Source organism: Cohnella sp. GbtcB17, assembly GCF_019091135.1.
Taxonomy (GTDB): Bacteria; Bacillota; Bacilli; order Paenibacillales; family Paenibacillaceae; genus Cohnella.
This window is the reverse complement of sequence record NZ_JAGXJW010000003.1, coordinates 100564-126081: the sequence shown is the minus strand read 5'-3', so window position 1 is coordinate 126081 and position 25518 is coordinate 100564. Positions and strand designations below refer to the sequence as shown.

General features: G+C 59.3%; 18 protein-coding genes. 8 read left to right on the top strand and 10 right to left on the bottom strand.

Annotated elements, in window-relative coordinates; all coding sequences use genetic code 11:
* Positions 1-101 precede the first annotated feature (101 nt).
* The 4 genes from KVT38_RS02205 to KVT38_RS02190 all read left to right on the top strand — a co-directional run bounded on the left by KVT38_RS02205 (position 102) and on the right by KVT38_RS02190 (position 11761).
* Positions 102-1499 (top strand): MATE family efflux transporter, encoded by a 1398-nt coding sequence (locus KVT38_RS02205; protein WP_217592054.1) that lies wholly within the window; start codon positions 102-104, stop codon positions 1497-1499.
* Between the two features lie 105 nt (positions 1500-1604).
* On the top strand, positions 1605-2987 hold the full coding sequence (locus KVT38_RS02200; RefSeq protein WP_254638914.1) for a copper amine oxidase N-terminal domain-containing protein: 1383 nt from the start codon (positions 1605-1607) through the stop codon (positions 2985-2987).
* Positions 2988-3107: 120 nt separating this feature from the next.
* Positions 3108-10868 carry an S-layer homology domain-containing protein gene (locus tag KVT38_RS02195; RefSeq protein ID WP_217592053.1) on the top strand — a complete coding sequence of 2587 codons (7761 nt, stop codon included), beginning with the start codon at positions 3108-3110 and terminating at the stop codon, positions 10866-10868.
* 32 nt (positions 10869-10900) lie between these two features.
* Positions 10901-11761 carry an MBL fold metallo-hydrolase gene (locus KVT38_RS02190; protein ID WP_217592052.1) on the top strand — a complete coding sequence of 287 codons (861 nt, stop codon included), beginning with the start codon at positions 10901-10903 and terminating at the stop codon, positions 11759-11761.
* A gap of 178 nt (positions 11762-11939) precedes the next feature.
* Here KVT38_RS02190 and KVT38_RS02185 read toward each other — a convergent pair whose 3' ends face one another.
* Positions 11940-12587, bottom strand: a complete 648-nt coding sequence (locus KVT38_RS02185) for a Crp/Fnr family transcriptional regulator (protein ID WP_368859042.1) — start codon at positions 12585-12587, stop codon at positions 11940-11942.
* An 86-nt stretch (positions 12588-12673) separates the two neighbouring features.
* On the opposite strand from KVT38_RS02185, the gene KVT38_RS02180 reads away from it, so the two are divergent.
* From KVT38_RS02180 to KVT38_RS02170, 3 genes are all read left to right on the top strand, one after another.
* The gene (locus tag KVT38_RS02180) at positions 12674-13627 is read left to right on the top strand and encodes a nucleoside hydrolase (protein WP_217592050.1); all 954 of its coding nucleotides are present in this window, start codon (positions 12674-12676) and stop codon (positions 13625-13627) included.
* Positions 13628-13727: 100 nt separating this feature from the next.
* Positions 13728-14213, top strand: a complete 486-nt coding sequence (locus KVT38_RS02175; RefSeq protein WP_217592049.1) for a hypothetical protein — start codon at positions 13728-13730, stop codon at positions 14211-14213.
* Positions 14214-14242: 29 nt separating this feature from the next.
* Positions 14243-15274 carry a methyl-accepting chemotaxis protein gene (locus tag KVT38_RS02170; RefSeq protein WP_217592048.1) on the top strand — a complete coding sequence of 344 codons (1032 nt, stop codon included), beginning with the start codon at positions 14243-14245 and terminating at the stop codon, positions 15272-15274.
* 124 nt (positions 15275-15398) lie between these two features.
* Here KVT38_RS02170 and KVT38_RS02165 read toward each other — a convergent pair whose 3' ends face one another.
* A complete protein-coding gene (locus tag KVT38_RS02165; RefSeq protein WP_217592047.1) occupies positions 15399-16247 on the bottom strand; it encodes a helix-turn-helix transcriptional regulator in 849 nt (282 codons plus the stop codon).
* Positions 16248-16424: 177 nt separating this feature from the next.
* Here KVT38_RS02165 and KVT38_RS02160 point away from each other — a divergent pair, with 177 nt between their 5' ends.
* Positions 16425-18485 carry a beta-galactosidase gene (locus tag KVT38_RS02160; RefSeq protein WP_217592046.1) on the top strand — a complete coding sequence of 687 codons (2061 nt, stop codon included), beginning with the start codon at positions 16425-16427 and terminating at the stop codon, positions 18483-18485.
* A gap of 74 nt (positions 18486-18559) precedes the next feature.
* Here the strand turns inward: KVT38_RS02160 and KVT38_RS02155 are convergent, their stop codons facing one another.
* From KVT38_RS02155 to KVT38_RS34620, 8 genes are all read right to left on the bottom strand, one after another.
* Positions 18560-19585 carry a potassium channel family protein gene (locus tag KVT38_RS02155; protein ID WP_217592045.1) on the bottom strand — a complete coding sequence of 342 codons (1026 nt, stop codon included), beginning with the start codon at positions 19583-19585 and terminating at the stop codon, positions 18560-18562.
* A 58-nt stretch (positions 19586-19643) separates the two neighbouring features.
* On the bottom strand, positions 19644-20036 hold the full coding sequence (locus tag KVT38_RS02150) for a DUF350 domain-containing protein (protein ID WP_217592044.1): 393 nt from the start codon (positions 20034-20036) through the stop codon (positions 19644-19646).
* Positions 20036-20710, bottom strand: coding sequence for a hypothetical protein (locus KVT38_RS02145; RefSeq protein ID WP_217592043.1), 675 nt, complete (start codon positions 20708-20710; stop codon positions 20036-20038). The genes KVT38_RS02150 and KVT38_RS02145 overlap by 1 nt, the downstream gene beginning before the upstream one ends.
* The gene (locus tag KVT38_RS02140) at positions 20707-21909 is read right to left on the bottom strand and encodes a glutathionylspermidine synthase family protein (RefSeq protein ID WP_217592042.1); all 1203 of its coding nucleotides are present in this window, start codon (positions 21907-21909) and stop codon (positions 20707-20709) included. Before KVT38_RS02140 ends, KVT38_RS02145 begins: the two co-directional genes overlap by 4 nt.
* On the bottom strand, positions 21906-22694 hold the full coding sequence (locus tag KVT38_RS02135) for a hypothetical protein (protein WP_217592041.1): 789 nt from the start codon (positions 22692-22694) through the stop codon (positions 21906-21908). The genes KVT38_RS02140 and KVT38_RS02135 overlap by 4 nt, the downstream gene beginning before the upstream one ends.
* A 27-nt stretch (positions 22695-22721) precedes the next feature.
* On the bottom strand, positions 22722-22937 hold the full coding sequence (locus KVT38_RS02130; protein ID WP_217592040.1) for a hypothetical protein: 216 nt from the start codon (positions 22935-22937) through the stop codon (positions 22722-22724).
* 211 nt (positions 22938-23148) lie between these two features.
* Positions 23149-24930, bottom strand: a complete 1782-nt coding sequence (locus KVT38_RS02125; protein ID WP_217592039.1) for an ABC transporter ATP-binding protein — start codon at positions 24928-24930, stop codon at positions 23149-23151.
* Positions 24923-25518, bottom strand: a 596-nt coding sequence (locus KVT38_RS34620; RefSeq protein ID WP_254638913.1) for an ATP-binding cassette domain-containing protein, incomplete at its 5' end; no start/stop codon positions are given. The genes KVT38_RS02125 and KVT38_RS34620, both read right to left, overlap by 8 nt.

The window sequence follows — 25518 nt, the reverse complement described above, 5'->3', positions numbered from 1 at the left end:
TTGAACTGAACGATCCGTTCGATAACGGCCTATTTTTTGCGACCCGATTATGGCCTATCATAACTGCAGGTTAGATAGATTAGGCAAAGCGGGGATTCGGAATGAGCGAAAAGAAGGCAACGAATGCGAAGAGTTTAAGCATACTGGGCTTAACATGGCCGATTTTCATCGAGCTGCTGCTCCAGATGCTGATGGGCAATGCGGACACGCTGATGCTGAGCCAGTATTCGGATCATTCCGTGGCTGCGGTGGGCGTAGCCAATCGAATCCTTTATATCGTCATCCTTCTTTATGGCGTGCTCGCCACGGGAACGTCCGTGTTGGTATCCCGTCATCTGGGCGCCCGGCAGGATCGGGAGGCATCAGAAGTTGCGGTCGTGTCCATCTATGGAAATTTGCTGCTCGGACTTGGATTAAGCGGACTCGCGTACTTGACGGGAGAGCCCCTGCTCCGGGCGACGGGACTGCCCCGCGAGCTGATAAGCGAAGCGATGATCTACATGGTTTTTGTCGGAGGATTCTCGTTTATTCCGGCGGTCATGCTGACGGTAAGCGCGATTCTCAGAAGCCACGGCTTTACGAAGGAAGTCATGTTCGTCACGTTCGGCATGTACCTCTTCGATATCGTCGGCAACTATTTGTTTATTTTCGGCCCCTTCGGCATTCCCGTACTAGGCGTATTCGGCGTTGCGGTCACCACGACGATCAGCAAAGGAATCGGACTTGCCGTTCTTTTCGCGATCCTGACGAAGCGGGTAAAATACCGCTTGCCGTTCAAGCGGATCTTCAGCTTGCCTTTGGCGCATTTTCGAGGACTGCTTAAAATCGGGGTTCCTTCCGCGCTGGAGCTTCTGTCGTACCATTCCTCCCAGCTGGCCGTAACTTCTATCGCAGCTATCCTGGGAACCCAGGCCCTGACCACCAAGGTGTATACGGAAAACCTGATGATGTTTATCTACTTGTTCGGTATGGCCCTCGGCCAAGGCACCCAGATCGTCATCGGCCGTCTCGCAGGCGCCAGGCGGTTCCAAGAGATTTACGAACGCTGCATGCAGAGCACGCGCATTTCGTTTGCCGTTTCGCTCGCGACGGGCATCTTGATCTATGCCTGCGCCCATCCGCTCCTCGGCCTCTTCACGCGCGATCAAGACGTCATAAGCACGGGAAGCATGCTTCTGCTTTTGACGGTCGCGTTGGAGCCCGGTCGCTCGATCAATCTGGTCATTCTCGGCGCTTTGCGCGCCTTGGGCGATATCAAGTTCGCCGTCTATCTCGGGATGGCTTCGATGTGGGGAATCAGCGTGGTCCTTTCCTACGTCCTTTCGGTATCCCTGGAGATGGGTTTGGCGGGGATCTGGATCGCATTCGCCGTAGACGAGTGGTTAAGAGGACTTGTTTTGCTGAAGAGATGGAGATCGCGATCATGGTTTAGAAAGGAAGCGCTATCTATCGCAAATGATACTCATAGTCCGTCGACTCCTTCTATTATCTGCGATTAAATGGAAAAGCGGCTTAGGAATGCACTTACTGGAGACTATCGTCTATGAGCATATCGGTGACATCGTTCAAGCCGAATCTATGGGATAAGGGAGCGTATTTTCAAAATGAAAGCTTTGCGCAAAACGCTGCAAACCGCGGCAATCGGGACATTGGCCTTTCAAAGTTTGTTCGTAGGAGGCGCCGCCTTCGGCGCAGACGTGGCGCCGACGACCCAACTGGTCAAGGAGTTCCGCTACATGGATAAGGAATTGGACCGCATCTCGCTGGATAAGACCGGCACCCCGGACGGCACGCGGGACGGACACCTCAGCCTGCTCATCGACGCGGGCGAAGGAACGGAGATCAAGTCGATCGCGATGAAGACGGCGGACAGCACGGGCGCCGACACGGGACACGGCATCTGGGTGACCTGGAAGGAACCGAACGACGTCGGCAAGTACCTGCTCGCCGTCGAACAGGACGGGAAGACGCTCAACAACACGTTCAAGGAAACGCTCGGCCAGTTCAAGGGCGTCAACCAGTTCGAGCTGTACGCCTCCGACAACAACAGCATGAAGGAAGGCGAGTACTACTATCTCGAGATCACGACGAGCGCAGGCGTCGTCAAATCCGACATTACGCCTTTTGTGGACGCCGATACGTCGTACGCGCCCGTCATTATTCGCCAGTTCGCATCCGTGGATCTGACGCAGGATAAGTTCGGCAGCGCTGCAGCGGGCGAAGACGGCAGCATGGACGGACACTTCAAGCTCAACCTGGCGTTCGCGCAGAAGACGAAGCTGCTCTCCGTCATTCTTCGTCCGACCGACGAGGACGGCAAGCCTGCGTCCGGCGGCATCTGGCGTACGAACCGGGCGGGCACCGGCTGGCTGCTCGGCATCATGCAGGGCGGCAAGGTCGTCAATCCGGAATTCAACAAGGACGTGACGAAGCCGGTCGGATCGTTCCGCGGCAACGTCTCCTTCGACTTGTACGCGACGAATAACGGTTCGATCAAGAACGGTCAGCTTTACGTCATCGAAGTCGAGACGCAGTTCGGTACGGTGACTTCCAAGCCGATCGAGTTCGGCAATAAAAACTCCGTCTTCACGGACAATACGGTGTTCCCGTTCAAGACGATCTCGTTCAAGCTGAACGCCAAGGACGCGTTCGTGGACGACAAGAGCTTCAAGCTTGAAGTCGCGCCGTTCACGCTGAACGGACGCACGATGGTACCGCTCCGCTTCATCAGCGAAGCGTTCGGCGCGAAGGTCGGCTGGAATCAGAAGGCGCGCAAGGTCACGATCGAGAAAGGCGCCAACAAGATCGAGCTCGTAATCGATAAAAAGGAAGCGGTGGCGAACGGCGAGGCCGTCCTGCTCGATTCGCCCGCGATCGTCAAAAACGACGTGACCCTGGTGCCGGTCCGCTTCGTCAGCGAGTCGCTGAAGATGAAGGTATTCTTCGAAGAAGGCGAGCTGTTCGTGACCGACGCGATCCAGCAATAAGCGAGAACAACTTAATCGACGGTTCGCGTAGGCCATCCGATTCGGGTGGCCTTTTCTAACGGGAGCGCGAATCGAGATGAGGCACGAGGGCACCACAATCATGAAAGGGGAGAGATTGGCGTGGGTTCGTTGAAAGCAAAACGCTTCGGCATGAGGTGGATCGTGTATTTAATGATCGTCTCGATGCTGAGCGGCAGCGTGTTAGCGGGTTTGTCGCGGGCGCAGGCACAAGAAGAAGAAGGCATAACGGACGTGGTGTCAGACGTCTTCAAGTCCGGATGGCAGGCCGCGGCTGCGGAGCCAGCTTGGAATCAGCTTACTAAAATATTCGAGTATTCGGATTTTGTAGGACTCGATAACGTGAAGGTCACGCCGGATGGCCGTTATGTGGCGTATATCCAATACCTGGACTTTGGACAGCATTCGCGGCTCCAACTGTTCGATCGCAAGACCGGCACGCAGGAATCGGTCCTGCAGGACGAATCGGCCTTCGAGGCCACGCAGTTCGAGATGACGCCGGATGCCCGTTGGTTTGCCGTGGTAGGCCGGGAAAGTACCTTCTCCCGGGCGCAATTGTATCTGTTCGACCGAACGGCCAAGGAAGCGGCCTTGGTCACCAAGCAAACGGGCGGCACCGCGCCTGCGAACGGGCTGAGCAGCAATCCGTCGATCAGCGCCGACGGCCGTTATGTGGCTTATGACTCCAGCGCGCCGGATCTCGTGCCTGGCGATACGGACAACCGCGACGTATTCGTATACGACCGGGATACCGGTACAAACACCATGATCAGTGCGGCTGCCGATCTCGACGGGGACTATAGCGAACGGCCGTCGATCAGCGCGGATGGGCGCTACGTCGCCTTCGAGTCGGATTCCCAATCCCTGGCCGAAGGAGACGACGACTCTAACAAAGACGTCTTCATCCATGACCGCGAGACGGGGACGAACCGACTGATCAGCGGCGGGGCGGCGGCCTCGGGCGAGCCGAACGGAGAAGAGAGCGGGAACCCGAAGATCAGCGCCGACGGCAGCATCGTCGCGTTCGAGTCGGACAGCGCTTTGACGTCGGACGACGAGAACGAGCTTAAGGACATCTACGTCTATCGTGCGTCCGGCAATGCCGTCGAGCGCATATCGGTCGCGCCGGACGGCTCGGAGCTGGACTACATGAGCGAAGAGCCTCGAATTACTGCGGACGGAAAATATGTTACTTTCGATACGACGATCGATTCGTCCGATATCTCGCAAACATTGATCGCCATGCTTGAACTGGGCATCACGAAGGAAGTGACCGTCGACGTTGCCGAGCCCAAGCTGAAGCTGCCGGTGACGGACCTGGCGATCAGCGACGGCGCCGAGGTCGCCGTATTCAGCGCAGGCTACGGCGATGGGGGGACCGATTCGGACGACGAGCCGCCGAAGGTGGCGTTGTTCGTCGCCTCGAAGACGAAGCCCGACGACGGCGCTCCGCAGTGGCCGCAGGACAGCAAGCTGGAGGCGAGCGACGTCCGCTCGGACCGGGCGACGCTGACCTGGACGCCTGCGACGGCTGCGGACGGCATCAAGTCGTATCGCGTATTCGCGAACGACGAACAGCTAGCCGACGTTGACGGCGGCCAATTGACGTATACGGCCGAGGGACTGAAGCCGGCAACCAAATATATTTTCCGCGTAGAGGCCGTCAGTGCGCGTGACGTCGTGTCGATCGGCGGTCCCGTCGTTCGCGTCGACACGCCGGCCGACGACCGGACGCTCGAGCTGAGCCTGTCGTTCGACAAGCTGACGCCGGATCGTCTGCCGAAGCTGGGCAGTACGATGAAGATCAAAGCTATGGCGATGACCGGCCGCTCCATCTCGGCCGAGATCGCGTACGAGACGTGGCTGGACGCCTCGGATGACCGTCTGCCGGCGCCGCGTACGACGTCGTCTTCGGTCGAGCTCGCCGAGACGCAAGCGGGCTCGGGCGAATACGCGGCGACGTTCCCGGTGAAGGAAGGCATTTCCCGCATTCTGTCGGTGACCGCCGTCATGCAGGGAGCGGCGGGCGGGCCCGTGGAGAAGACGGCCCAAGGCTTGCCGCTCGTCGTTCCGGGCAATTTGCAGGTCGCGTTCGACAATCCCGGCCAGGTCAACCTGGACGGCGCTTATCTGACGGCAACGAATTCGAACGGGGACGGCGCGTCGATCCGACTTGGCGGCGGCGAGCCCGTTAAGCTGGAGGGGCTGGCGGCTTCCCCGGAATATACGGTCTCGCTCGTGTCCGAGGACGGCAAGTCGCTCGGGCAGCAAGCGGACGTCGAAGTGTCCGCGGGATGGACCTCCGCGTTGACCTTTGCCGTCAAGCAGCCGGTCCGGCTGACGTTCGAGATTCGCGACCAGGACGGCAAACCGGTGCCCGGCATTTACGCGGAGCTGTGGGACGAGGCGCAGGAGAACTATCTGACGTCGGCCGTGTCGGGCGAAGACGGCCGCACGGACCTGATCGAGCTTGAGGACGCCGCGCCCAAGTATACGGTGAAGGCGAACCTGGCCGATCCGGCGTACGACGAGCTGGCACCGCTGACGTTCGAAGTCGCCGGCGGCGATCAGACGGTCAAGCTGGCCGTCAAGCGTACGCCCGAAGGCAAGCTGAAGGGCCGGGTGCTCGATCCCAAAGGCCAACCGATCGCGAATGCGCAAGTATCCGCCACGCAGATGCACAAGGGCAAGCCGGTCGTTCGCAACGCGTATACAGGGCCTTCGGGCGCCTATGAATTGACGCTGTACGCCGGAGAAGCCGCGATCCAGGCAAGCAAATCTTCGTTTAACTACTTCTCCGAAGAAGGGCTCAAGGCCGACATCGTCAAAGGCCAGACGAAGTCGCTCGATATTCCGCTGACGACCTTCGCGACGGGACAGGTGACGTTAAATGTCCACCTGAAGCCGATCGGCGGCGACTGGCAAGGCCCGATCGATATGGAGGCGCTGCGGTTCAGCGCCACGCTGATGGGACGAACGAGCAAACGCGTCAGCTTTTTCCACAACATCGTCATGCTTCAGGGCCTGCCCGGCGACAACGTCGAGGTATGCGTCAACGGCGCCATGACGCGGCCGTTCACGGCATGCACGCATGTCGTGCTCGACGACAACGCCAATGCGACGGCGGAATTGCGGGTCGAAGAGAAAGGCGGGTTCGTCAGCGGCAGCTTCGATGCCAATGCTGACGTATGGACGAATGTCGCGCTGTACGATGTCAGCGGGGGCAGCAAGTCTTATGTCGATTCCCAAAGCTACCGCGGAGGCAGCTTCCTCGTGCACGCGCCGACGCCGGGAACCTACAAGCTGGAGGTTACGCGCAGGGACCCGGATACGAACGCACTGTCTTCGGCGACCGTTCAGGTGAACGTTCGGGAGCGGGAGACGGTGAACGTCGGCAAGCTGACGCTCGTGTCGGCGAACTACTTCACCAGCTCCAGGTACAACGGCTTCATGGCGGAGCCGAGCGAGGTGTCGCCGGGCGCCGTCGCGAACTTGCGGGCGTACTATCAGAACGGCGCAAAAACCGCGATCGGCGGCGCCGTGCTTCGCGTAGAGCTGCCGAGCGGCGTCGCGCCCGTTTCGGAAAGCGGGCAGGTTTTCGTTCGCGTGAACGGCGAGACGGAGAAAGCCGCCGTGAAAGGCGGCGCGCTGGAAGTCCAGCTTGGCGACATCGCCCCTTACGCGAAAGGGACGGTCCTTTTCCAGGCGAAGCTGGCCTCGGATTATAGCCAAGACCGCGCGAAGCTGACGGCTCGAATCGCCGGCACGTCCGAAGGAAAAGCGCTGGACGAAGCGCTCGGCACCGCCGTGCTGGAAGTGCCGTCGGTCACCATCGAGGCGCCGGAGACGGTCTCTTCCACCGACGTGAAGGTCGGCGGGCTTGCGCCGGCGTCGAGCCGGGTTAACGTTTACGACGAGCAAATGCTGCTCGCCACCGTGAACGCGACCTCGGCAGGCACCTGGCAAAGCGACGTTCGGATCAGCCCTTCGGGAAGCTCGGACACGCACCTGCTATGGGCCGAGGCGGTGACGGGCGATCGAACGCTTCGTACGAAGCAAACGCTGGTGAGCTACGACGAGGCGGAGCCGACGCTCCAAACGATCGACATGGTTCAGTATCCGGACGGCAAGTGGGTGCGTCTGGAAGTCGCCAAAGGGATGGTGCAGCTGCCGTACACGGTCGTGCCGGGCAATCCGTTCGCCTTCGTGCTGAAGTTCGACAAGCCGGATCGCGTGAAAAACGTGAAGGTGTACCTGGCCGGCCAGATCGGGCGGCCGATAACGGCGGAGAAAAATGCCGACGGAGAATTCTGGGCGACGGTGCCGTCTTCGCCGAATTCGCTCGGCGGACTGTACGTTTCCTACGACACCGTGAGGCCGAAGGCCGTGATCACACGGGATATCCCGACCGAGGCAGAGACGAACGCGCTGCTGCCTCCCGTGTTCCGGAATTTCAAGATCGTCGAAAAGACGCCGTTCACGCTCAAAGACGACGTTTATGCCGGCAAAGCCGTCTTTGAATTCCCCGAGGCGGAAGATATCCGGCTCGAAGCGAGCGAGAGCATCGACCTGACGCCGACGTCCTATTTTCCGACCGTGGAAGAAGTCGTTCAGGCGGAGGAGGAGGGCATCCCGCTATACAACGTTACCTTCGACACGGAGGAGACGGACAACGGCATCGTGGTCAAGATGAAAGCTTATATGCCGAAAGGATACTTGTTCCCGGCGGACGACAAGCGATCGGGCGTCCGTACGAAGGCCGCATTCGGTGCGGAGGCGGACCCGATCGAGATTCTGAGTCAGATGGGTATCGAAACGACGCCTTATCAACAGGGCATGATCACGGTATCCACCAATTATGCGATGATCTCCAAGGATGCCGCGAGTCCGCTCCTGAAGGTCAAGGGGCAATATTCGACCTACAAGGGCTATTCCGGCAAGATCATGAAAATAATGGAGAACATCGAAAACTCGACGGTCTGTCCGGAAAACATGGAAGCTGCCGGCGAACAGGCGGGCAAGGCGCTGCTGGCCACGGTCGGCGGCGAGGTCGCCAAGACCGCGCTCGGCGCCTGGACGGGCGCCATGATGCTCGAAGGGCCGGCCGGCGCCCTGGCCGGCTACGCGAGCAAATATGTGACCAAGAAGATCAATAACTATGTCGACGAGCAAATCAAGCTTGTCGGATCGGCGGGACCAACGGACCCATCGAGCTGTCGCGACGATGACGAAGAGCTCGAAGATCTGGAAGAAGAAAACATTTACAAGAAGAAGTTGAAGAAGAAGGCGCGCATCAAATGGATCTACGATCCGAGCGGCTACGTGTACGAAGCGGTGCCCGCAAACCGTCTGGAGCAGGTGAAGGCGACCGTGCTCTTCAAGGAATCGGGCTCGGGCATGTGGAAGGTGTGGAGCGACGCGCCGGAATACGGGCAGATCAATCCGCAATTCACCGATGCCCAAGGCCGATACGGCTGGGACGTCCCGGAGGGCGTCTGGAAGGTCGCCTGGGAAAAGCCGGGTTATGAGACGACGTACAGCGAGGAGCTGAAGGTGCCGCCTCCGCACTTCGACGTCAATGCGGGGCTCGTCTCGAAGGCGCCGCCGACCGTCGTCGCGATCGAGGCAATCGCGGGCAGCGGCGAAGCGAAAGGCTATATCGACGTGACATTCAGCAAGTATCTGAAGGCGGACGCGGCGATCGCGGACGGCACGGTCGTCGTGACGGGGCCGGAAGGAGCGATAGCGGGAACCGTTGACTATGCGGAGACGCAGGAAGCGGACGGCGCAAAGCTGTCGCGCAAAGTTCGATTTGCGCCGGGCGAAGGCGCTTTGACCGAGGGCGTCGAATACGCCGTCGATATCCAGCCTGCGCCGTTCGTCAGCTACGCAGGCGCGAAGATGCCGGTCGGGACTTCGCAGACGGTCAAGGCCGTCCTTCGCGACGCGAAGGGGCCGGTCCCGACATCGGCCCTTGCGGCGGGCGGCAATGCCGCGATCCGAGTCGTGTTCGATGAAGGTTTGGCGAAGGGCGCGCTCCTCGCGCCAGAGGCGTTCAAACTGAGCGGCACGAACCGTACGGTTCAATCCGCCGTCGTAGAGTTGCCTGCCGGGGACGGACAGCCGCAGGCGGCCATTCTGACGCTCAGCGGACCGATCGCCGAGACGAACGGGGTCGAGGTTCATCTCGAGGCCGGCGCGGCAGCCGATGCGCTGGGCAATCCGAGCGCCGAAGCGACGCTTCGATTGTCCGGCCCGAACGCCAAGCTGAGCGGGCTGGAGATCGGGGGCGGCAAGCTGACCGAAGCGTTCTCCCCCGACATAACCGATTATACGGTTCAGGTCGGCGAGGACATCGCGTCGATCGAGGTCAAGGCGACGCTCGCGCAAGCGGGCGGCAAGCTGACCGTGCGGGACGTTCCGCTCGCGGACGGCACCTTCCGCACGATCGGCATTCCAAGCGACGGACGGATCCCGATCACGGTCGAGGCCGCGAGCTATCCTGACGTTCATCAGGTTTACACGCTGAAGGTCGTGCGCGTCTCGGACCCGGGACCAGACCCTGGTCCTGACCCTGGACCTGATCCAAGTCCTGGACCAGGCCCCGGACCCGGCCCTGGACCTGAACCCGGTTCGGGCAGCGGCAACGGCGGGACGAACGCCGGCGATCCTGCCGACATCGGCCGCGATGCCGAGGTGACGGGCAAGGAGACCGGAGGTCGCAAGCAGGCGGTCGTCTCGCTGAAGTCCGCCACTGTGCTGGCTGCGCTGAAGGCAGGGAAGGACGGATCGGAGCTGTACCTGAAGGCGCCTGTCGGATACGAATCTTACGACATCGTCATTCCGGCGGAAGCGTACCGCGCGCTCGCCTTGGCAAAAGCGAAAATGCTGTTCAAATCCGATGCGCTCTCCGTCGCCGTTCGCACGGACGGCTGGCAAGCCGTCGGCGAGAAGACGAAGCTTGTCCATCTGATCGTCGAACGGGCAGCGACGAGCGATGAACGGGCATGGCTGGAGCAGCTGCAAGCGAGCTCGAACGGGATCGAATCGAAGACCGGACTGTACAGGTTCGCTCTGACCGCGGAGTCTGATTCGACTCCGGTCCCGCTGGCCGCCCTGCAGCCGGATGCCCTCTCCGTTCAATGGTCCGGCATCGCGAACGGCGGCGCGGCCGGGCTATACCGCTACGATTCGGCTCACCCAAGCTGGCGCTTCGTCGCCGAAGCGCAGGGAGCCGCGGCGCTAGCCCCTGTCGGCGATAAGGACGTCTCGCCTTACTATGGCGTTGCGTTATACGCGAGTCCGTTTGCGGATATCGGCAAACACTGGGCGAAGGCGGACATCGACTGGCTCGCCGCCCGATTGTACGTGAAGGGCGTGTCCGCAGATGCCTATCAGCCGAACCGGAGCGTGACCCGCGCCGAATTCGCGGCGCTGCTCGCGCGCGTCGCCGGCGATGGGGCATCGGATGCCGATAGCCTATCGTTTAGCGACGTGAAGCCGGACGACTGGTACTACGAACCGGTGCGGCAAGCAGCCGCTCTGGGGTTGATTAACGGCGACGGCTCCGGCAAGTTCCGGCCCAACGAACGGATAACCCGCGATCAAATGTCCCTGATGGCATGGAGAGCTTACGTCAAGCTCGTACCTGAAGCGGCGACGGCGAAGGACGCGGAGATCGACGCGCTGTTGCAGCCGTTCGGGGACCAAGACAAGATTAGCCCGTGGGCGAGAGCCGAGGTTGCTTCAGCAGTTCAATCCGGTCTGATGCAAGGCGCGAGCGCTAACCGATTCGACCCGTCCGGCATCGCTACGCGCGCGCAAGCAGCGACGCTGGTCAAGCGTCTCGTGACTTCCAGGTAGAATCACAAGCGGCACGAAAGGACAGAGCCTTCATGCATACGATCGAGCAAATCGGCAAGCATTTTTGGTATATGACGCCCGTATCCGAGACCGACCGTCCCGTGCTGGGAATGGTCGTTGGCCGGAATAAGACCTTAATGATCGATGCGGGCAACTCGGAGAAGCATGTCCGACGCTTCCTGAGCGAGCTGCGCAAAAGAGAGGTGCCCAGTCCCGACTTCGTGGCGCTTACGCATTCGCACTGGGATCACATTTTCGGCCTGTCGACTTTGACGTACGCCGTGTCTGTCGCTTCCCAGGCGACGAGAAAGAAAATAGAGAAGCTGCTGCCTCTTTCTTGGTCGGATGAGGCTTTGGAAGAACGCGTAAAGGACGGAACGGAAATCCGCTTTTGCGTGGAGGCCATTCAAAAGGAATTCGCAGGCCAAATCGATCGGGACATCAGGATCACATTGCCGAATATGGGGTTTGAAAATCGACTGGAAATCGATCTTGGCGGCGTCTCTTGCATGCTGGAACGGGTCGGGGGCAGCCACGCCTCCGATTCCGTCGTCGTGTACGTGAAAGAAGAGAAGATTCTGTTTTTGGGCGACTGCATTTACGCAGATATATATGCCAAAAACAGAAATTACAAAATCGACGAAACGCTTCAGCTGCTCGATCGGTTAGAAGCTTTTGACGCAGAAACGTACGTGCTGTCTCATGGCCTGCCGATCTCGAAGGAACAATTCGATCAAGAAGCGAGCATGCTTAGAACGATCGCTGTCTTGACGGCCAGGTTGCAGGGCAACGTACACGATGTGACGGAGGCCTACATCCAATCGGTTGAGCGGGAGCTAACGGAAGACGAGATGCAAGTGATCGACGAGTTCGCGATGGGTTACTTATTTTAATGATAGCGCGAGGCGCCTCCTTACGGAGAGCGCCTCGTTTTTTTTCAGCATACCTGCTTTTATTTGATTTTGGTCATATGACCTATTTCCTTCAAAAGCGGGCTTATATAATAAGACTACAGAGGACGCCCACTAGCGTTTCAGGACGCCAGGGAAGCGATCAAGCCTGAGCGCCGCATTATCGTAGCAAATAATGCTCCAGGTAGGTCTCCAGCTCGGGGACGGAAGGGATGGAAAATTTCTTGCTCTCGTATTGGATGAGTCCTTCTGTCTTGCATTCCGCGAGGGAGCGGTTCAAGCTTCGAAGAGGCGCGCAAACCTCGCTAGCCAGGACTTGCTTCGTGAGGGCATGCAGATCGCCGATTTTATAGTGATTGTGGATGCTGATCAAGATCCGTTCCTTTAGTTTAAGCAGCGACAACTGCGACGTCGTTTCCGAGCTGAACGTGACCTTGGAGGCAAGCTGCTTGATCAGGAAGAAGGTAAAGTTGAAATCGGCTTTCATCCATTCATACACGCTGGTTTTATGAACCGCGATCGTTTCGCAATTTTGCTTCGCAACGACGCCGAACGATTTCAAGCTCTCGTCGAAGATCTCGATTTCCCCGAAACAGCTGTACGCTTTGTTGATATAAAGCGAGAGCATCGCGCCCGAGTAACTCTGGCTGTACACCTCCGCCGTGCCCTTGGTAAGAATATGGAGATAATCGTTGGATTCGTTCGGATGCAGAATCAGGCTGCCGTTTCGATGCTTCCGATGGAGGAACTGCCTCTTAATGGGTTCGGGCGCCTGCTCGACAAGCTCCTTCAGATTCAATCGCGTCACCTTCCGGCTTTTTGTGGTCAAATGACCTGTTTTGATTATACGTGAATGCCTGGCATCGCAACAATTCAATTCTGGAGGACTCTTACATGCGAAAACTCATTATCGATACGGATACCGGAAGCGACGATGCAGTCGCCCTCATCATGGCGTTAAAGTCGACGGAGGTTAGCGTGGAAGCGATCACCACCGTTTGCGGCAATGTCCCGCTGGATTTGGCGACGAGAAACGCGCTCATGACCATTGAAATCGCAAATGGCCAAAAGCCGCCGCTGTTCGTCGGGGCTTCCAAACCGCTGATGCGGGATTTGGTCACCGCCGTGAATGTTCATGGCGAGGACGGGATGGGCGATTGCAATTTGATTCATCCCTCGCTTGAGCCGGAATCCGAGCATGCCGTGGATGCGATCCTGCGAATCGTCGAGAACAACCCGGGCGAAATCGAAATCGTCACGATCGGTCCCGTGACCAACATTGCGCTCGCGCTGATGAAGGCGCCCGAAACGATGCAAAAGGTCAAACATATCTACTCCATGGGCACGTCGGGCTTCGGACCCGGCAACACGACGCCTGTCGCCGAATTCAACGTGTACGTGGATGCGGAAGCCTATCGGGTTATGGTAGATTCGGGAATTCCGCTGACGATTATCGGATTCGATCTTTGTCTGGGGGAGGCCGCCTGGAACAAGTCGGACATGGAGCTGCTGCTTGCAAGCGGCAAACCGGAAGCCGAATTCGCGGTGAACTGCAACCGCGCCTTGCTGGACTATAATCTGCAGAGAAGTCAGGAGCATATCGTCGACCTGCCGGATGCGGTGGCCATGGGCGTGGTCCTGTGGCGCGATATCTTGGTGGAGGCCATATGGTGTTACTGCTACGTCTGTACGTCGGAAGAAGCCACCTATGGGCAAGTGATCGTGAACGACGGGAGCAAACTCGCCATCTCGGACGGCTTCGCGGGCCATACCCCGAATGCCAAAGTCTGCAAAGCGATCGACAATCCGTTATTCAAACAAAAATTGATGAATGTGCTTCTGCAATGATACTTATAGTCCGTCGACCCGAACTCGCTTTTTTTATATCATGAAGCAATGACACCATTCGACAAATATCTGTTTTTGCTACATGAAGAGGAGGATCACCGTGTCCGTTGAAGTGCATGGATCGGCGGTTAAAAGCGTCATTGAGGGCTGCGGCGTATTTCAGAAAAGAGTAAAGACGCTTCTTGCCGAAAAAGGGATCGAAGAGCTGGACGTGAACGCCTGGTACTCGCTGGACGACGTCATCGCGGTCATTACGAAGCTTGCCGCTTCCGTCGGCAACAACCTGCTGCTGGAGATCGGCAAGTATATACCGAAGAACTCGGTTTTCCCTCCCGAGGTGGACAGCTTCGAGAAGGCGGTCGTGCTGCTCGATGTCGCCTACAAAATGAATCACCGCAACGGAAACTATGGCGAATACAAATGCATCCAAGAAGATCCTCACACGATACGCGTCATCTGCAACGTTCCATATCCCGCCATGGTGAACTTGGGCATCCTGCGCGGATTCGCGCGCCGGTTCCAATCTTTGGTGACGATCAGGGAAGCGAGCATGGACGGCGGCGGCGAGTTTGTCTTGAAGCTGTAGTCTATCATGAGTACAAGGGACGGATCGCGATGATCGAAAAAATAAAGGCAGTATGGCAGTCAAAAAATGCGATTCGTTCTGAGCAAACGGGAGCGGCCGAAGGGGACGAACATTCCGATCGCGCGCGCCGTTTAGCCATCATGGAGCTGTTCGATTCGACCGAACAGATCGCCTCCTATTCCGACGAGCTCGCGGCAACGGCTTCCGAGAGTACGCGAGGGATGACCGCGATTCAACGGAGCACCGAGCAAATCGCCTTAGGGAGCGAGCAAATCGCTACGTTTAGCGACGAATGCGCCCGCTCGATGGAGGAAATGGCCGGGGGAATCACGAGAATCGCCGAGGCATCCGCTATCGTTCACGAAGCATCCGTCCAATCCGCTGCAGAAGCCGAAAGCGGCAGCCTTTCCCTGGACGGCGTCATGAGGCAGATGAACGCCATTAACGAATCCATCGACCAGTCCGATGCGCTTATTCAATCGCTCGGCGAAAGCTCCGACAGCGTACGAAAAATTATCGGATTCATCTCCGAGATCGCAGCGCAAACGAACCTGCTCTCCTTGAACGCCGCGATCGGAGCCGCGCGCGCGGGCGAACATGGCAGAGGCTTTGCGGTCGTGGCCGCAGAAGTCAAGAAGCTTGCCGAACAGTCGTCGAAGGCGGCGATACAAATCACGCAAATTCTCGAAGACATTCGAATCAAGAACGAGCAGTCCGTTCAAGCGATGTCGGCCGTTCGAGTGGAAGTGAGATCGGGCGTGCAGAAGGTCGAGGAGACGAGCCATACGTTCCATCGAATCGTATCGGGAGCCAGACAGGTCGCTGAGCAAATCCACGACGTCTCCGCCGTCGCCGAGCAGCTGTCCGCCAGTTCCGAGGAGATTGCCGCCTCCGTGGCGGAAATGAACCATATTTCGCAAGCGACCGCTTCTAATGTCAAAGCTGTACTTAACGCGACTGAGGAGCAGCTGGGCTCGATTGAAGAGATCGCCGCACTGGGCGAGCAATTGAACCTGCTTAATCAGGACTTGGGAGAGCGGATGTCCAAGGTGCTGGCGTAAAAATAGAACCCGTCCTCCTGAATTGAATAAGATTCGTAACGCCCACGCAGCAATGATAGACATACGACAAGTGTGTTTTTCATTTTACGTGGCTTTTTTGCGTGCAAAAACAGGGAGCACTACATTATAAGTACAGATGCCGGTTGCGAAATTGGAGCGGCGTCATCCCTTCCTCGCGCCGGAAGCAGGAGCTGAAATAACTAGCCTGCGAGAACCCGGTCTCGAGCGCAATCTGCTTGACGGACAGCTGCGTGGAAGCGAGCAGGCGCTTCGCGTGGATCAGCCTGGATTCGAGCAGGAAGTCGGGGAACGATTGTCCGAACGTGGCGCTGAACCTGCGGCTGAAATGGTGGGCGCTGTAGCCGGCCAGCGCCGCGGCCTGCTCGATCGTAAACGGCTCGCGGCTGCGGGCACGCACGTAATTGGCCGCCGTACGAATCCGATCGGCGGCGGAGCTGGCGGGCACGTTCAAGCGCGACGACGTCTCCTGCAGTCTGGCCAGCAGCTCGTACAGCGTCCCCGCCACGCTGTACTCGTCGTCGATCTGATACGATCGCCCCAGCCCAAGCAAGCGATCGAGCAGCGCTTCGACAGGAGGCAGGTCCGTCAGGGCGAACAGCCACGGGCCGTCGAGCCCCTTGCCGTCAAGCAGCTCCTCGAGGCGCTCGCCGAAGAAGTGCACCCACCGGATATGCCACGGCTCGCCGGCATCGGAGCGGTATACTTGCCTGAGGCCGGGGCCGTACAGGAAGCCTTGTCCCCGCGTCAGCTCGTAGCGCTGGCCATCCGCTTCCAGATACCCTTTGCCGTGGAGCACGATATGCAAATTATAGAGCCGATCCATGCGGCTTTCCTTCGTCCGGTATTCGCGGCTCACGGCATGCTCGGGAAAATCGCTGTAGCCTCCGATAAAATCCGGAAAGCAAACATGTCTGGGGAACAACGGCTTCGGCAGGAAAATATGCTCGCGCATGGGACGACCTCTATCCACGGAATTTTATAGTTTGACGATAACATTACCACAGCAACGGTCGATTGTCGTTATCCGAATCGCAATATTTTAATAGAAACCGCATGTATTTGTCATTTAAGCGCAGCCGGGACTCCTCTAAAATGAAGGTATCGACACGCGAGGGGAGCCGAGGATACGATGGCAAAATCGATTCGAATGGACGAGCTGCGGCTGGGCGTCTGCTATTACCCGGAGCATTGGCCGGAGGAATTGTGGGAGGACGACTTCCGCCGCATGCGGGAGATGAACATTACGGTGGTGCGGCTGGCAGAGTTCGCATGGGCGATGCTGGAGCCGGAGGAAGGACGCTTCGACTTCTCCTTCTTCGACCGGGTGTTGGACTTGGCGCACGCGAACGGCATCCAGGTTATTCTGGGCACACCCACCGCGACGCCGCCCGCCTGGCTGACGCACAAATATCCCGAGGTGCTGAACGCGAACGTCGAGGGCGTGCTGTACCGGCACGGCATGCGGCGGCACTACAACTACAGCAGCCGCCTGTACCGGCAATTGTGCGCGCGCATCGTTCGCAATATGGTAGAGGCGTACAAGGATCATCCGGCGGTCATTGGCTGGCAGATCGACAACGAGCTGAATTGCGAGACGAACGTATTTTACGCGGAAGCCGATCACGCCGCCTTCCGCGAGTGGCTGAAGGGCCGCTATGGCTCGCTGGACGCCTTGAACAAAGCGTGGGGAACCGTCTTCTGGAGCCAAACGTACACCGATTGGGAGCAGGTTCATCTGACGCGGCCGATGGTCAATGCCTCGCCGAATCCGCATCTGGCGCTGGACGAAAAGCGATTCATCTCGGATAATACGATCTCGTTCGCGAAGCTGCAAGCCGATATCATCCGCGAGCTCGCGCCGCAGCACTGGGTGACGACGAACGGCACGTTCGGCCATCTGGACAGCCATGAGCTCACGGATCGGCTGCTCGATTTTTTCTCTTACGACTCGTATCCGCAGTTCTCGACGATTTTCCCGGGAAATGACGAGCAGCCGCTGCGGGACCGCGGCTGGAGCATGAGCCTGTCCAACGTCCGATCGATCTCGCCCAACTTCTGCGTCATGGAGCAGCAATCCGGGCCGGGCGGCTGGGTGGACCGGATCGGCATGGGGACGCCCCGGCCGGGGCAGATCCGGCTGTGGTCGTATCAATCCGTCCTGCACGGCACCGACCTGCTCGTCTACTTCCGCTGGCGGACGGCCACGTTCGGCACCGAGATCTACTGGCATGGCATTAACGACTACCATAACCAGCCGAACCGCAGAGTGCGCGAGGTTGCGCAGGTCGGCGAAGAATTCCGGAAAATCGGTGCAGCGATCGCGGGAACCGTGTACCAAGCGGAAGTCGCGGTTTTGCAGGATTACGACAATACATGGGATGGCGAGCTGGACGAGTGGCACGGTCCGCTGCGCTGGCGGAGCATGGGCGCGTGGTACAAGCAGCTGCAGTACCGTCACATCCCGGCGGACGTGATCACGCTGCGCCGTGCGACCGCGCTTGCGGATCTGGCCAAGTACAAGATCATCGTGTACCCGCATCCGGCGATCATGAGCGACGATACGGCGGCGCTGCTCGCGCAGTACGTCGAACAGGGCGGGCAGCTCTTTTTCGGTGCGCGCACCGGGTACAAAAATGTGGACGGCCACTGCTATATGCGTCCTTTCCCCGGTCCGGTGGCCGAGCTGTGCGGAATCAACGTCGAAGACTTCTCGTTAATCAAGGGCACGGTACCGGCTGCGCAACTGCAATGGAAGGACGGCCGCCTGCCTGCAGGCACGAAGGCGGAGGGCTTCAACGAAGTGCTGCGCGTCGAAGATCCGAGCGTCGAGGTCGTGGCCGAATACGCGAGCGAATACTACGCGGGAGCGCCGGCCCTCACGAAGCGCGCCGCGGGGAAGGGGCGGGTCTGGTACTACGGAGCGGCTTACAGCGAGCCGGTCGTCGATGCGCTGATCGACTCGCTTGAGCTTGCGTCTCCGGTTTCCGAGCTGCTGGAAGCGCCGGCCGAGGTTGAGCTTGGCATCCGGTCCGCCGGGGACAGGCGCTACTTGTTCCTGCTGAACTACGCCGACCGGCCCGCGGCGATTCGCTTCAAGCAAGCGGCGCGCGAGCTGTTGACGGGAGAGCAAATGGCAGGCGAGCGGGAGCTGCCGGCTTATGGCGTGATGATATTGGAGCTTGAAGCTTAAGTTTATAGAAAATAATAAACCCGCGGCACGTCGGGACTTTGTTTGTCAGTCCGGAGGTGCCGCAGGTTTATTTGTCAAACGCCCGTCTTGCCCGCGATGGCGAGATAGGTCGCTTCATCGGCGACGATATACAGCTTGGCGTCGGCCGGTATCGGTTCGTGGCGCTTACGGTTGATGCCGAGATCGGCCCTGTCGGCGATCAAGGTCGCGCCGCGTTCGAGCAGGTCGCCAAAGGCGTCCCCGTACGTTCGCCATTCGGGTCGGACCGGGACTTCGTAGATGTCGTCTCCGCGCCGGCGGCTGAGCAGTTGGTTGAAGATATCGGCGTTGCCCTCCTTCATGGCCGCCCGCGCGGCCAGCCGCGAGATCGCGTCGTAGGAGAGGACGAACTCGTTGACATTGATGTAGCGGAAGTTCTGCACGTTTTTCTCCTGGATGATCTCCACGGTCGTATGGATGTCGGGCGCGATGCGCTCCAGGCTCGAGGCGATCAGGAGCGTCTTGCCGTCAGCCAGCGCCGGCTCCTCGATCCGGGCGTCCGCGAAGACGATCGCGGCGCGCGCGGACTGAAGGCCGGCCTCTTCAAGCGTCTCCTCGGCGGAGGCGTCGCCGCAGATGAAGTGCACGTTGCTGTGCCGCTGCATCGGATGCCGTTCGATCTCGTCGATGATGACGATTTGCGCTTCGGGCAGCCTGGTCAATATCTCTTCGACGGCATACTGCGCCTTTTTGCCCCAATTAATGACGATAAAGTGATCTTTGCCTTGAAAGCTCAACAGGCCGGCCTCCCTCTGCCGTTGAATGAACGCGATCGAATCGAGCACCTTGCCGATCAGCACGCTCAGCAAGCCGATGCCGAAAATATACAGGAAAATCGTCAGTAGCTTGCCAAGCGCCGTCTTCGCGTAGTAATCGCCGTATCCCACCGTCGACATCGTCGTGAGCACCCAATACAGCGCGTTAAACCAGTTGCGAAACGTGCCCGGCTCCAGCAAAAAGGCGACCGAAGCGCTGAACAATATGAACACGGTCGCCGTTAAGGCGATGGACGTATTTTTGAAGCGCATCGTCCTGACCAGCAATCGTAGAAAAAAATGCATGCGGATTCCTCATTCTTAAGGGCAGGATCGATTCATGCGCAAGGTTAAGCGCAGGAGACTAAACGATAAGGCTACTGACCGCGAAGCTGGTCCCCAAAAAGACGCAGCAAAGTAAAATGCCGATCGCCAGGTTGCCCTGCTGCAGATGCTCCGAGATTTTCAACTTCGGCGTCGCCAGCTCGAAGATCCAATAAGAGGCGACCAGGCAGACGTAGCCGACCGCAAACCACAGCATCAAATCCCAGATGGTCGAATTCGTGTATGCGGACACGCCGAGGATAATTGCAGTGCCCAGGAACTTGCCGCCGAAGGCCAATCCGACGGCCGCGTTGCCCCTGCGCAGCTCTTCCATATCCTTGAACGGCGTCATCCAGCTGAAGATCAGCATGCCGAGCAGTTGCAGCACGATAATGACGACAACGCTTGCGATAATATTGGTGACGACAACCATTACGCCCACCCCCTGAATTTTGCGTATGCCGAATCGTAATCGGCAAAGTCGTGAACCTCTTCGACCAAGATGGGCACCTTTTTCAAGCTTTTGAGCTGATTATAGCGCTCGTCGTCGATCGGCTGCTTAATCTGGTTCCCGGAGGGCAGCGTGAGCACGGCGAAGTTTCGCGTTTTTCCTTGATACGAGGTCTTGTATACGCCGACCAGCGGCACCGTCGTCTTCAGAGAGACTTTCAGCTCCGCGATGTCGGCCTTCGCCGAACTCTCTTTGGCGTAGGATTTGATCGGCGTCCAGGCGGACAGCTTGACCTCGCTGCGGCCGCTGTCGTTGGTCGTCATGTCGGCGCTCATATACTGCAGCGTCCAGATCTTGTCGCCCGTCGCGTAGTTGCCGTCGTTGGGCAGCAGCGCGTTGTCCGGCAAGATCGTCATGTCGCTGCCGATCAAGTCGCCTACCGTTCCCTCCACAAGCTTGTAGTCCCAAGGAATCCGGGCTGCATCGCCAGATACGGCGGCGGTCGCCGAGTTTTTGAAGACGGATGGCTGGTCGCTTGCGCACCCGCCGACAAGTAGCGGCACGAGCAGCGCGAGCCCCGCCAGGACGGGGAATTTGCGTCGGGCGCGAGTCGGCTTGCGGCTCGGCGCAGGCCGGTCTGAATGTCGATCGGTCATAAAGACTCCTTCACTCCTATGGGGATAAAATGACTCGTATTGCCTGTAATCAGTCCGCCTGCCCGCCCCAGCAAGCCGCTGGGCTCTCCGTCGAGCATGAACATACCCGTCAGCAGACGGAACTCGCCGGCAGCGGTTCGAATGCGCGCCAGCTCGGCTCTTTTCTGGTAAACAAGCGGAAACATCGCGCTCGTATCGAAGCCGTCTTCGTCCGCAAGCTCCAGCTCGCCCCGCTCGTCGTACAAGCGCACGGAGCCGCCTTCGCGCCCGAACATGGATTTGGAGACGAAGCTGTCCTCCAGCACGGGAGAGTTATAAGTAGGAAGCATGTACCGTTCGATGGCTTCCCGTTCTTCTTCGTCGAACAGCAGCCCCAGCTCGAACAGTCCCCAAGCTGCGGCCTGAAGTCCTTTGGATTGCAAAATGATGCTGTGCGGCCCGTTGAACAGCGCCAGATTGCCGCTGTCGATCGCATAGAGCAGCGCTTCTCCGCCGTCGTCGAAGGCCAGCCACTCCTTGGGGTACAGGGCGAACATGCGCCGGATCGGCAAGCCTTCGCCATCCTTGAGCACGCCGTCCTCCACCCATAGCTCCAGACAATCGACGCAGCGGGCGTCCAGACCGCTGTGGCGCACCAGCGCCTCGATGGTGCCCGAATCTTCCAGATGCTCGCCGTAGGCCATGCAGGCTGCCGCTTCCGGGCGTTCGACCGCCCATGCGGCGGCGACCCGGGCGGCCATCGCTCCGTTAGGAGAGGCGATCCCCGCTTCCTGGCAGAGCCAAGGCGTCGCTACGGCGGCTTCGACGTAGCCGGTAGGCGTGTCGGCGTTCAGCTCCAGCAGTTTGATCGCACCGTCTTCGCCGATCGCGAAGTCGAAGCGGGCATACCGGCTGATCCGCCCCTCGGGCGGCAGCGGCAGCAGGTCGAGCGTATCCCACAAAATGTCGGGGATGCCGAGCAGCTCGTAAAATTCATGCTTGCCCGCAACGAAGCGCACCGTCTTGTCCAGGATGCGCCACAGCGCCGCCGAAGCTTGTACCAGCTCGGCGTAGAGCGCGGGCGGCATGACGACGATCTGGTCGAGCCAATATTCCTCTTCCTCCAGATCCGCCCACGTGAATCCGAGCGCCTCCAGCTGCGCGACGCGCGCGGCACGGTCGGGATGAGGAATCCCCCGAACCTCGAATACCGAACTCATCCGCCGAAGCCGCCCGAGGAGCGGGAGCTCCTGGAACCTGACGAAGAGCCGGACTTGCTCGATTTGGAAGAACCGAACACGGATTTCTTCGAGCTGCCGGACGACGAGCTGCTGAAGCCGCTCGATTTGCTCCCGATCCCGCCGGGTTGGGAAGAGGAGGAGCGGCGCGTGACCGATCCGCTCTTGTCTACGGACTTCGGCCGTACGGAGGAGCCGACCACGGCTTTGCTCTGGAAGCTGTCGGCCGTATATTTCTTCGCTTTGTACGGCTTGCTGGTCCCCGCGTAATAGGTCGTATGCGAGTTGTACCAGGACGACGTGGAGTAAGACGAGCCGTTATTGAACAGAAGATGATAAAGAATCAGATCGTCCCAGCCGAGGCCGGAACCGTAATGGTTATTCACGACGACGGTGCCGTTCCCGCTCTGTGCGGTGTTGCCTGTGCCGGTTGTCGGCGAGGCATCGCAAGGCACGGCCGTGCTCTGTGCGTTTTTGTTGTCGGCGTTGTCCTTGACGCAATCGTCTTCGTCGGATGGGAGAGGGATGTTCCAATCCACCGCCGGATCGAAGTAGGCTTTGACTTCTTCGGACGACCAGGACACCAGCTTCGGCGGCTCGCCCGCAGAGGCGCTCGGCGACGCTGCCGCCGAATACGCGACGGGCCCGATGGCCGCATTGGCCAGCAGCGCGATGCCTAGCGAAGTGGACAGAGTGCGCAGCGGCTTGCTGTCCTTGGAAAATAACTTATGCTTGACCGGTTCCTCCGGTCGATGCTCGGGGTTCAACCGCTTTTCCTCCTATCGCTATATCGATCAAGCATTCTCCGTCGGCGTCACCAAGATCTCCAGCTTGCCGCTGTCGAGATTCAGTCGCCCTTCCACGGTCTCGTACTCCTGCCCGGAGAAGGTGATGTAGTTGACGTGCTCGAGCGAAGCGATCATATTCAGCGTCCATGTGCGTTCGTCGACGATGACCAGATTGTCGTCCAAGTCCTTCTTATATAATATGACGGCTATCCCGTTATCCAAAGGTCGCACCACTCTCAGTTTGAATTGTCTTCCAACAATTACAGTAAGCGAGGGTTAGAAGAATTGTCAATACTTGTTGAAAAATAGGAGAAACGCAGCGATGGCCCGCCGAGAAACCAATCCGGCCCGCCGCGCCGCAAGGGCCAGATCGCGCTGCGCGAAAAACGTAAAAAAGCGCCGGTGAACGGACGCTTTTCCCGAGCCGTGCTCGCTACACGACCATTTCCATTTTCTGCGCGGTATACAGCTTGTAATACAGCCCGCGCTTCGCGATCAGCTCGTCGTGCGAGCCGACCTCCGCGATGCCTTTGTCTGCGATGTACATGATTCTGTCGCAGTTGCGAACCGTCGACAGCCGGTGGGCGATGATGAAGGACGTGCGCCCCTTGAGCAGCTCGTTCAGGCCTTGCTGGAGCAGTCGCTCCGTCTTGGCGTCGATCGACGAGGTCGCCTCGTCGAGGATCAGGATGCGCGGATCGGCGAGCAGCGTCCGCGCGAACGAGATGAGCTGCCGCTGGCCTTGCGAGAGCTTCGAGCCGCGCTCGTTCACTTCCGTCATATAGCCGTTCTCGAACTCGCGAATGAACGCGTCGGCGCGCACGGTCTTGGCCGCGGCAATGACTTCTTCTTCGGTCGCGTCGAGGCGGCCGTAGCGGATGTTGTCCAGAATCGTGCCCGAGAAAATGAAGCTGTCCTGCAGCATGATGCCCATCTGGCTGCGCAGCGACTGGAGCGTGGACTGCGCAATATCGTGCCCGTCGACGAGGATGCGGCCGCCAGTCACATCGTAGAAGCGGGAGATCAGGTTGACGACCGTCGTCTTGCCCGCGCCCGTAGGGCCGACCAGCGCGATGCTCTCGCCGGGCCGGACGTCGAACGACAGGTTCTCCAATACGTTCGAGCCCGTGTCGTAGCCGAACGTCACGTTGTCGAAGGTCACGCGGCCCTGAAGCGGCGGCAGCGGCTTCGCGCCGGGGGCGTCCTTGACCGTGACCGGCTCGTCGAGCGTCTCGAAGATCCGCTCCAGGTACGCGACAGCGTTGACGAATCCGTTGTACAGGTTCGACAGGTTCAGGATCGGCTGCCAGAAGCGCGCCGCGTAGCTGCTCATCGCGAGGATGACGCCGAACGTCACGTCCTGCGGGCTGAGCGCCAGCAGACCGACCATATAGATCAGCGTCGTGACGAGCGTCGCCAGATTGTCGACCGTGAACGGGATCATTGCGTTGAAGTGGATCGCGCGCATCCATTCCTGGCGATAGTTCGACGCGAGCCGGGTGAAGATCGCTTCGTTGCGGTTCTCCCGCGTGAAGATCTGCGTTACGCCGACGCCGCTGATGCTCTCCTGCGTGTAGGCGTTCAGGTTGGAGTTCTTGTTGGACACCGCCTGCCAGGAGCGCCGCTGCTTGTTCTTGATGAGCAGCAGGAACAGGGCGAACACCGGCAGTCCCGCCAGCGTCACGAGCGACAGCTTGACGTCGACGGCGAACATGAAGACGGCGATGAAGACCAGATTCAAAATTTCCAGGATGAAGTTGATGATGCCGTTCGAGAGCACGTCGGAGATCGAGTTGACGTAGTTGACGACGCGGATCAGAATCTTCCCCTGCGGGCGGTCGTCGTAGTACTTGAAGGACAAAGCCTGCAAATGCTTGAACAGGTCAGATCGGATCTCGAAAATGATGTCCTGCCCGACGCTTGTCATGATCCGTCCCCGGACGGCGGCCAGCGCGACGCTGATCACGATCGTGGCCAGCATGAGCGCGGACCAGCCGACGAGCGCTCCGACCGTCTTGGCCGGGATCGTCACGTCGACGATGTGCTGCATGATGAGCGGCGCCGTGAGCCCGATGCCGGCGGACAGAACGCTGAGCGCGAGCGCGACGATCATCGGCCGCTTCTGCCGCTTGATATAGACGAGCGCGCGTTTGAAATGGCGGATGTCGAACGGGGACTCCAGATTTTCGTCGATGTCGAATTTATTTCTAGCCATTGGCCGCCACCTGCCTCTCGATGCCCTCGTTCTGCAGCATGAACACTTCGTAGTAATATCCGCGCCTGGCCAGCAGCTCGGCATGCGTGCCTTCCTCGATCACGCGGCCGGCATCCAGGATGAGGATGCGGTCGGCCTTGGCGGTCGTGGAGATGCGCTGGGCGATGATGATCTTCGTGCAAGGCGCTTCCAGCCGGTTCAGGCTGCTCTGGATATGCGCCTCGGTCTCGAGGTCGACGGCGGACGTCGTGTCGTCGAGGATGAGGATTGGCCGTGCGACCGCCATGGCGCGCGCGAGCGCAAGACGCTGCTTCTGTCCGCCAGACAGCCCGACGCCCCGTTCCCCGATGATCGTGTCGTAGCCCTCCGGCATTTTGCGGATAAAATCGTGCGCCGCAGCCAGCTTGGCGTATTTCATCGTGTCGTCCTCGGGCAGCTCGGGATCGCCGAACGCGACGTTGCCGTCGATCGTGTCGGAGAAGAGCAGCACGTCCTGCGTCGCGATGCCGACATTGGCGCGCAGCTCGCCGGGATCCAGCTCGCGCACGCCCACGCCGTCGCTCAGCACGCGTGCTTCGGAGACGTCGG

What these genes read in the sequence shown, in the direction of transcription:
- KVT38_RS02205 (WP_217592054.1), top strand. Translation starts at nt 102, where the DNA reads ATGAGCGAAAAGAAGGCAACGAATGCGAAGAGTTTAAGCATACTGGGC.
- KVT38_RS02200 (WP_254638914.1), top strand. Translation starts at nt 1,605, where the DNA reads ATGAAAGCTTTGCGCAAAACGCTGCAAACCGCGGCAATCGGGACATTG.
- KVT38_RS02190 (WP_217592052.1), top strand. Translation starts at nt 10,901, where the DNA reads ATGCATACGATCGAGCAAATCGGCAAGCATTTTTGGTATATGACGCCC.
- KVT38_RS02180 (WP_217592050.1), top strand. Translation starts at nt 12,674, where the DNA reads ATGCGAAAACTCATTATCGATACGGATACCGGAAGCGACGATGCAGTC.
- KVT38_RS02170 (WP_217592048.1), top strand. Translation starts at nt 14,243, where the DNA reads ATGATCGAAAAAATAAAGGCAGTATGGCAGTCAAAAAATGCGATTCGT.
- KVT38_RS02165 (WP_217592047.1), bottom strand. Translation starts at nt 16,247, where the DNA reads ATGCGCGAGCATATTTTCCTGCCGAAGCCGTTGTTCCCCAGACATGTT.
- KVT38_RS02160 (WP_217592046.1), top strand. Translation starts at nt 16,425, where the DNA reads ATGGCAAAATCGATTCGAATGGACGAGCTGCGGCTGGGCGTCTGCTAT.
- KVT38_RS02155 (WP_217592045.1), bottom strand. Translation starts at nt 19,585, where the DNA reads ATGCATTTTTTTCTACGATTGCTGGTCAGGACGATGCGCTTCAAAAAT.
- KVT38_RS02150 (WP_217592044.1), bottom strand. Translation starts at nt 20,036, where the DNA reads ATGGTTGTCGTCACCAATATTATCGCAAGCGTTGTCGTCATTATCGTG.
- KVT38_RS02145 (WP_217592043.1), bottom strand. Translation starts at nt 20,710, where the DNA reads ATGACCGATCGACATTCAGACCGGCCTGCGCCGAGCCGCAAGCCGACT.
- KVT38_RS02140 (WP_217592042.1), bottom strand. Translation starts at nt 21,909, where the DNA reads ATGAGTTCGGTATTCGAGGTTCGGGGGATTCCTCATCCCGACCGTGCC.
- KVT38_RS02125 (WP_217592039.1), bottom strand. Translation starts at nt 24,930, where the DNA reads ATGGCTAGAAATAAATTCGACATCGACGAAAATCTGGAGTCCCCGTTC.